We start from the raw sequence: 8,440 nt of genomic DNA on the forward strand, positions 1-8,440 counted from the left end.
GTCAGCCACTTTTGTACACTTACGAGTGCATAGCGATTTTTCAATGCAAGACGGCTTGAATAAAGTAAAGCCGATTCTAGCGAAAACGAAAGAAATGAACATGCCCGCCATTGCGATCACCGATCTCATGAATATGTGCGGCTTAGTCAAATTCTATTCCACCGCTTGGAGTATTGGCGTAAAGCCGATTATCGGCTGTGATATCTGGTTGTTGTCACCTCACTTCCCCGATGAAATTACGCGTTTAACGCTAATTGCCAAAAACATCCAAGGCTACAAGAATATCACCGAAATCATTTCTAAAGCCTATCGACAAGGGCATGTGCAACATAAAGTAGTTGTGCGTCAGGAGTGGTTGGCGGAACACGCTGAAGGTGTCATTGTTTTGTCCGGTGGCCTGGCAGGTGATCTTGGTATTTCGTTGACAAAGAACAATCCAGAAATTGCCAAAAATATTACTGCATTTTTTCAACAATACTTTCATGATCATTATTACGTAGAGTTACTTCGAACTGGTCGTGATGGCGAAGAAGATTATATTCATCGTGCGGTAGAATGGGCTGCGCAGAACGATTTACCTGTCGTTGCTACCAACGAAGTGTGTTTTATCGACCACGAAGGTTTCGAGCCACATGAAGTACGTGTTTGCATTAGTGAAGGCTATACTTTAGACGATAAACGTCGCCCTAAAAAGCACGGCGAGCAACAATATTTACGTAGTGCACAAGAAATGACGGAATTGTTCAAAGACATTCCATCAGCCGTTGAAAATACCGTTGAAATCGCCAAGCGATGCAACGTTGAATTAACTTTAGGCGAGTACTTCCTACCTCAGTTTCCAACTGGTGATATGAGTACCGAAGAGTTCTTAGTTAAAGTATCTGAAGAAGGGTTAGAACGCCGCTTACTCAAACTATTTCCTGACGAAGAAGAGCGCAAAGAAAAGCGTGTTGAATATGATGAGAGACTCGAAATAGAGCTCAAAGTTATCAACCAAATGGGCTTCCCTGGCTACTTCTTAATCGTTATGGAATTCATTCAATGGAGTAAGGACAACAACATTCCTGTGGGCCCTGGTCGCGGGTCTGGTGCAGGTTCATTAGTAGCTTATGCCTTAGATATTACCGACCTTGATCCACTCGAATTTGATTTGCTTTTCGAACGATTCTTGAACCCCGAACGTGTATCTATGCCCGATTTCGATATCGATTTCTGTATGGACCGCCGAGACGAGGTAATCGATCACGTTGCCGAAATTTATGGGCGTGACGCCGTATCTCAGATTATCACTTTTGGAACAATGGCCGCTAAAGCCGTTATTCGTGATGTAGGTAGAGTACTTGGCCATCCCTATGGTTTTGTTGATCGTATTTCTAAACTGATCCCTGGTGATCCCGGAATGACCTTAGAAAAGGCATTTGCGGTTGAACCACGATTACCCGAATTATATGCCGAAGATGAAGAAGTAAAAGATCTCATTGATATGGCGCGCATACTCGAAGGGGTAACAAGGAATGCCGGTAAACACGCTGGGGGTGTTGTAATATCACCCACGACGATTACCGATTTCTCACCTTTATACTGTGACGAAACAGGTTCAAACCCAGTTACTCAATTCGATAAAAATGATGTTGAAACCGCAGGCTTAGTTAAATTCGATTTCTTGGGCCTGCGCACACTGACTATTATTCAGTGGGCAGTGGATATGATCAAAGAGGTACAGGGTAAAGATGTTGATATTACCCAAATCCCACTTGAAGATCCGAAGTGTTTTAGAGTACTACAAAAAGCAGAGACTACAGCCGTATTCCAGCTAGAATCTCGCGGTATGAAAGACTTAATTAATCGACTCAAGCCCGATTGCTTTGAAGATATCATCGCACTCGTGGCCTTATTTAGACCTGGCCCATTACAATCGGGCATGGTTGATAACTTCATCGATAGGAAGCATGGTCGAGAAGCCATTTCTTACCCCGATGCCGAATATCAACACGAGTGCTTGCAAGAAATACTAGAGCCTACTTACGGCATCATCCTGTATCAAGAACAAGTAATGCAGATTGCACAGGTAATGTCGGGCTATTCATTGGGTGGCGCTGATTTATTGCGTCGTGCAATGGGTAAGAAAAAAGCGGAAGAAATGGCCAAGCAACGGGCTTCATTTGAGCAAGGGGCTGCAGACAACAACATTGATCCAGAACTCTCAATAAAAATATTCGATTTGGTTGAGAAGTTTGCGGGCTATGGTTTTAACAAATCACATTCCGCAGCATATGCACTCGTTTCTTATCAAACCCTATGGTTAAAAACGCACTATCCAGCTGAGTTTATGGCTGCGGTAATGTCGGCTGATATGGACAACACAGATAAAATCGTGACCCTTGTCGATGAGTGTGGCCATATGAATATCGATATTTTGCCGCCAGATTTAAACGCGGGCCAATATAAGTTTACCGTGAATGGCGAAGGGCAAATTGTCTATGGCATTGGCGCAATAAAAGGCGTAGGTGAAGGTCCAGTTGAAGCAATCATTGAAGCAAGAGAGCAACAAGGTGTATTCAAGGATTTGTTTGATTTTTGTGCGAAAGTGGATGTTAAACGCGTCAACAAACGTGTACTAGAAAAATTAGTGCTCAGTGGTGCGATGGATAATTTAGGTCCTCACCGTGCTGCATTAATGGCCAGTATCAAAGACGCCTTGAATGCGGCGAGTCAACACGCTAGAGCAGAATTAGCTGGTCAGACAGATTTGTTTGGCGTGCAAGTTGAGTCAGAGGAAGACGTAAACAATGCATTTGCCAATGTTCCTGAATGGTCAGAAAAAGTTTGGTTAGATGGCGAGAAAGAGACCTTAGGTCTATATTTAACCGGGCACCCGATAAATCAGTACTTGAAAGAGATTAAGCAATACACTGACGGACGCTTGGCCGATCTTACTCCGACTAACCGCGAGCAGTTTGTTAGCACGGTTGGTTTGGTAATTGGCGTTCGCGTAATGACCAATAAGAAAGGGCGTCGTTGGGGAATTGTGACATTGGATGATAAGTCTGCCAGAATGGACGTACGCTTTTATCCAGATATGTATGAGCAATTCGAATCTGTGCTGGTTTCCGACAATTTATTGTGGGTAAAAGGACAGGTCAGCTTTGATGATTTCTCTGGTGGCAATACAATAAACGCTAAAGATGTGTTAACTATTGTTCAAGCTCGATCAAAATATGTAAAACAATTGAAAATAAGTATCCCAGAAAAGTTGTGTACTTTGTCAACAGTCGCTAAAGTGCAGGGTATATTGCAAGATTATAAAAATGGCACTTGCCCATTGCATATTCATGTTGAGCATGAAGACGCTGAGCTTACGATTGAATCAGGGATGCAATGGTGTATAGAGCCAGAAGAACAATTATTAGTTGAGTTGCGTCACGTACTTGGCGCAGAGCAAGTTAACTTAGAATTTAATTAAAAATCCAGAATTATCTGGGTTTTACTATTTGTTAGGATAAAACATGAGTGGACATTTTTTGGATTTCGAGCAGCCAATTGCTGAGTTAGAAGCCAAAATTGAGGAACTGCGTATCGTCAATCAAGGCGGCGAGTTCGACGTAAGCATAGAAGAAGCGATCGGCAAGCTAAGAGAGAAATGCTCTGAGCAAACTAAAAAAGTATTTTCTAATCTTGGTGCATGGCAAATTTCTCAAATTGCTCGCCACCCAATGCGCCCTTACACTCAAGATTATATCGATAGAATGTTAACGGACTTTGATGAATTAGCGGGTGATCGTGCCTACGCTGACGATAAAGCGATTATTGGTGGCCTAGCAAAACTAGATGGCATTCCAGTTATGGTTATCGGACATCAGAAAGGCCGTGATACACAAGAAAAAATCAAACGTAACTTTGGTATGCCTAAACCAGAAGGTTACCGCAAAGCATTGCGTTTAATGCGCATGGCTGAACGCTTTAATTTACCTATTATCACATTCATTGACACTCCTGGAGCATATCCTGGTGTTGGTGCAGAAGAACGTGGTCAAAGTGAAGCGATCGCTATGAACTTAAAAGTAATGGCTGAGCTGACTGTTCCAATTATTTGTACCGTAATCGGTGAAGGTGGTTCAGGCGGCGCATTGGCAATTGGTGTTGGCGATAGAGTAAACATGCTTCAATACAGCACGTACTCAGTTATTTCTCCTGAAGGTTGCGCATCTATTTTATGGAAAAGTGCAGAGAAAGCATCAATCGCTGCTGAGGCGATGGGTGTTACGGCTCCACAAATTAAAGAGCTAGGGCTAATTAACACAATCGTTGATGAACCTTTAGGTGCTGCTCATCGTGATCATGACGGTATGGCAGCTAATTTGAAGGCCGTATTGAAGCAACAGCTTGCTCAATTACAAACCTTGCCAACAGAAACCTTGCTTGAAGAACGTTACGAAAGACTGATGTCTTTTGGTTATTGCTAAACTATAGCGATAATCGTATTTAAAAAGCACTGATTAATGGCTAGGACAACACGCTCCTAGCCATCATGTCTCACTTTAACGGAATGGGTATGTCTACAACATCGCAGCTCGTCAATAGTATTCAGAGTTGTGTCGGCCCTCAAACATCCATTACAGTCGCACTCAGCGGTGGTGTCGACTCCGTTGTCATGTTGCATGCATGCCATCTCCTAGTAAAACAGACCTCATTGCCCATTCAACTTAATGCTATACATATTCACCATGGTTTAAGTCCTAATGCCGACGAATGGCTATTATTTTGTCAAAACCTGTGTGAAAAACTGAAAGTTCCTCTTCAGTATCAAAAAGTGAAAGTTCAAGCACAAGCCAGATTAAGCTTAGAGGAAATTGCTAGGAATGCCCGCTATCAAGCGATTGATGAGCTAGCCTCAGCACAAACCTCAGCACAAACCTCAGCACAAAGCTCAGCACAAACCATCATACTGCTTGGTCAGCATGAAGATGACCAAGCAGAAACACTATTACTGCAACTGAAGCGCGGAGCAGGCCCTAAAGGTTTAAGCGGTATGGCTGAGCGCTTTAAACATAAAGCTCAGGTGGAATATGCTCGACCTTGGATTAATGCTGGGATTGGGAAAAAAGAAATCTTAGACTACGCAAGAGAGCATCAACTTTCGTGGGTAGAAGACGAATCTAATCAAGATAGCTCATTTGATCGCAACTTTCTTCGTAATGAAGTCATGCCTGCTCTAAAGGCTAAATGGCCGCAAATAAATAAAACGATCTGTCGTAGTGCTAAATTATGTGCGCAACAAAATGAATTGGTAGAAGAGTTTGCTTTAGAAGCATTAGAAAAAGTACAAAATGATAATGCGAGTTTGTCTATAGCTGGCTTATCAAGCCTACCAAAAACGCTTGCTAATGAGGTGATTCGACTATGGAGTGTACAGCAGATTTCCTTTGCTCCCTCTGCAGCTCAACTCGACGAGATTCTTAAGCTCAGTGAGGCGAAGGCTGATCAAGTCGGTTTTGTTCAGCTGAATGATTGGCAATGCCGCAGCTTTGAGCAGTCTTTATATTGGGTTGCAGTTGCTGATGTTTTTCAAACACCACTTGAACAGAAAACGATTAGTTTAGTTTTGTCAGGAAAGCTGCAGACTATTATCGTCAGCTATGGTGATTTACAGCGAAAAGTGCGCCTATATGCAAATAGGCCAACAAAAAGCATTAAAACGTGGATGAAAGAGAGTGGTGTAACACCTTGGAGTAGGCTGGCAATGCCAATTCTTTGCCACAATGAGCAAGTTATTGCCGTTCAACTCAAGGAGCAACTCGTAATTAGTGACTCATTCATTGATGAATACTCAATAAACGAGGCCAGCCATCAGGCAATACAGCAGGCAATTCGCGACATTTAGTTAATAGGGCAAAGCTTTGCCGTTTGTCAAAAGAAGCGTTGAATGAAGCATTCAAAGAACCGTCCGAAGTAAGTCCAAGACAGCCATCACGAGAGGATGAAGGCCTCACCTGACTTAGAGAGACCAACAATCGTAATTAAGCAGCTTTAAATAAGTTCTTACCAGAGTGCTTAGCTTCATAAAGCGCAATGTCTGCGCGCTTGAATAATGATCTTTGCGTGTCATTCTCGTCAAAAGTGGTTGCACCAACACTCGTGGTGACTTTGTGCTCTTTAAACAAAGGATGTTCATTGATGGTATTTTGAATACGCTTCGCAACTTGTTCATTCGCTTCCTGATCGCTATCAATCAATAAACAACAAAACTCATCACCACCAAACCTAAATGCGTGGTCAGACTCTCTTAGAGAACTTGTAAGCACATTTGCGAACTCAATCAACACTTCGTCACCCTGTTGGTGTCCATGGCCGTCATTCACTTGTTTAAAGTTATCTAAGTCGAGCACCAATAAACCAAATGTTTGCTGATTACGAATGCTCATACTGATGAGTTTTTGAATTGAATCGTTGAAATGTGAACGATTGCACAAGCCAGTAAGCATGTCTTTAGTTGCTAACTGACGAATTCGGTAGTACTCCAAAGCATGTTTTAATCCCATGGCATAGATTGCGTGTATCTCTGAAAGTAGTTTACGCTGACCGGGCGATAGAACTTGTGAGAATACATACGCCAATTGGGCATGCTGAGGAGCACCGAAAGGGTGGCCGTAGTCGAGTGAAATTTTCATACTGCGTGCATTTTGCGTTGAGTTTCCAAAAAACAAAATTTGTTCTGCAAAGCTTATTTTTATTGATGTGCAGGGAAGTTTAGCAGTAAGTAATTCAAAATAAGTCTTCGCTAATTCTTCTAATTCAATAGATTGCAGCATGCGGCGCATGATATTTGAGGACTCACTGGTAGTTAGCATAGTACATAATCTCGTATCATCATATTCGTATGTTGATGCCATACCAGGCTCAAGCACAGGACTATCCTTAGTTTCACGATCTTTATTTAATGCCAGGATATCCATTTTTACTCCAAATAGATTTCTAGTGATATTTCAATCACTTATTTCAATCAACTGTAAATTTTTAAGTCAATAATGTCGTTTTATTGACGATTAGACTTTGATTTAGCAATAGTCATGCCAAGGAGTTTAGTAGCATGACGCTAGTCTTTATTTTTTGGTAAATTAATCGAATAAAATAAATCAAATGCAGTAAAATAAGCGCAATTAATATATTGAAGGATAATTGACGTGGCCGTTCATTGGTTCCCAGGGCATATGCACAAAGCCCTAAAAGAAATAAAAGAAGCACTTAGTCAGGTAGATATCCTTATTGAAGTGCTCGACGCGCGTATTCCTTATTCAAGCGAAAACCCTGAGATTGCAAAAATCAGAGGCGATAAACCCTGCATCAAAATTTTAAATAAAGCAGACCTAGCCGATCCAGAAATAACTGAGAGATGGCAGGCCCATCTTGAAACTGAAAGAGGCGTGAAGACATTCACTACGTCTACTGATAATACGGCGAAGAGTAAGCAAATCATTGAGCTTATTCGCAAAACATGCGCGCAAAAAGACGCCTCGGTTAAGACCATCAATGCGATGATTATGGGGATCCCGAATGTCGGCAAATCAACATTAATTAATATATTTGCCGATCGTGTTATCGCAAAAACTGGCAACGAACCCGCGGTGACAAAAAACCAACAGCGCATTAACTTAGGAAGCGGCATTGTATTGTTCGATACCCCTGGCGTGCTTTGGCCAAAATTGGAGAATCCAAATACTGGCTATCGTTTAGCGGCTTCTGGGGCAGTGAAAGACACCGCAATGGAATACGACGATGTTGGGTTTTATGCCGCTGATTATCTAATTAAAGCGTATCCCGAATTGATGAAGGAGCGATTTAAAATTGAGGACTTGCCAGAGACTGAAATTGAGTTCTTGGAATTAGCAGCTTCAAAACGTGGCGCATTAATGGCGGGTGGACGTGTCAATTTGCATAAAATATGCGAAGTCCTTATTAACGAACTACGCTCTGGTAAGTTGGGAAGAATTACGCTCGAAACCCCAGAAATGTTAATTCAGGAAAAGATCTTGATGGCAGAAGAGGCCGCGAAGAAGATTGCGGATAAAGAGAGTCGCAAACAAAAGTTCAAAGATGGTTCTTTGACACCAGATAAGAAAGATAGGAAAGAAAAACGCACTGAGAAACGAATTGAACAAAGCGAGAGAATGAAGAAGCGCAAATAAAGCTCCCACCTTCATCACCGCTCCCACTGCGTGATCACCGCACCACCTACGTCATCACCGCACCTCACACGTCATCACCGCACCTCATACGTCATCACCGCACCTCATACGTCATCACCGCGAAGGCGTAATGCTGATCGGTTAAGCTTCGATCACTAAGTTTTAGTCAATTCAAACTTATGTTGACTATGATATTAATGAGATCAAACTAGTGCTTTCAAATTTTCATAAAGAAAAAGATGTTAGCACAACAACTC

Annotated in this window: 5 protein-coding genes; 4 read left to right on the forward strand and 1 reads right to left on the reverse strand. The window is 42.1% G+C overall.

Annotated features, from left to right (window positions below; translation table 11 throughout):
- The first annotated feature begins 43 nt into the window (after positions 1-43).
- From dnaE to tilS, 3 genes are all read left to right on the forward strand, one after another.
- Positions 44-3,463, forward strand: a complete 3,420-nt coding sequence (dnaE, locus tag ACKLNX_RS05465; RefSeq protein ID WP_412971556.1) for a DNA polymerase III subunit alpha — start codon at positions 44-46, stop codon at positions 3,461-3,463.
- A gap of 43 nt (positions 3,464-3,506) precedes the next feature.
- Positions 3,507-4,463 (forward strand): acetyl-CoA carboxylase carboxyl transferase subunit alpha, encoded by a 957-nt coding sequence (accA, locus tag ACKLNX_RS05470; RefSeq protein ID WP_411692907.1) that lies wholly within the window; start codon positions 3,507-3,509, stop codon positions 4,461-4,463.
- Between the two features lie 89 nt (positions 4,464-4,552).
- The gene (gene tilS, locus ACKLNX_RS05475; RefSeq protein ID WP_412971552.1) at positions 4,553-5,881 is read left to right on the forward strand and encodes a tRNA lysidine(34) synthetase TilS; all 1,329 of its coding nucleotides are present in this window, start codon (positions 4,553-4,555) and stop codon (positions 5,879-5,881) included.
- A 136-nt stretch (positions 5,882-6,017) separates the two neighbouring features.
- Here the strand turns inward: tilS and ACKLNX_RS05480 are convergent, their stop codons facing one another.
- Complete coding sequence (locus ACKLNX_RS05480; RefSeq protein ID WP_411692905.1) at positions 6,018-6,953, reverse strand: GGDEF domain-containing protein; 936 nt, start codon at positions 6,951-6,953, stop codon at positions 6,018-6,020.
- Positions 6,954-7,181: 228 nt separating this feature from the next.
- Between ACKLNX_RS05480 and ylqF the strand changes: the two genes are divergently transcribed.
- The gene (gene ylqF / locus ACKLNX_RS05485; protein ID WP_411692904.1) at positions 7,182-8,183 is read left to right on the forward strand and encodes a ribosome biogenesis GTPase YlqF; all 1,002 of its coding nucleotides are present in this window, start codon (positions 7,182-7,184) and stop codon (positions 8,181-8,183) included.
- The last annotated feature ends 257 nt before the right edge of the window (positions 8,184-8,440 follow it).

Source organism: Glaciecola sp. MF2-115 (assembly GCF_047250385.1).
In the GTDB taxonomy this organism is placed as follows: domain Bacteria; phylum Pseudomonadota; class Gammaproteobacteria; order Enterobacterales; family Alteromonadaceae; genus Glaciecola.

Coding starts and splice junctions, on each gene's coding strand:
- dnaE (WP_412971556.1), top strand. CDS start 44: ATGCAAGACGGCTTGAATAAAGTAAAGCCGATTCTAGCGAAAACGAAA.
- accA (WP_411692907.1), top strand. CDS start 3,507: ATGAGTGGACATTTTTTGGATTTCGAGCAGCCAATTGCTGAGTTAGAA.
- tilS (WP_412971552.1), top strand. CDS start 4,553: ATGTCTACAACATCGCAGCTCGTCAATAGTATTCAGAGTTGTGTCGGC.
- ACKLNX_RS05480 (WP_411692905.1), bottom strand. CDS start 6,953: ATGGATATCCTGGCATTAAATAAAGATCGTGAAACTAAGGATAGTCCT.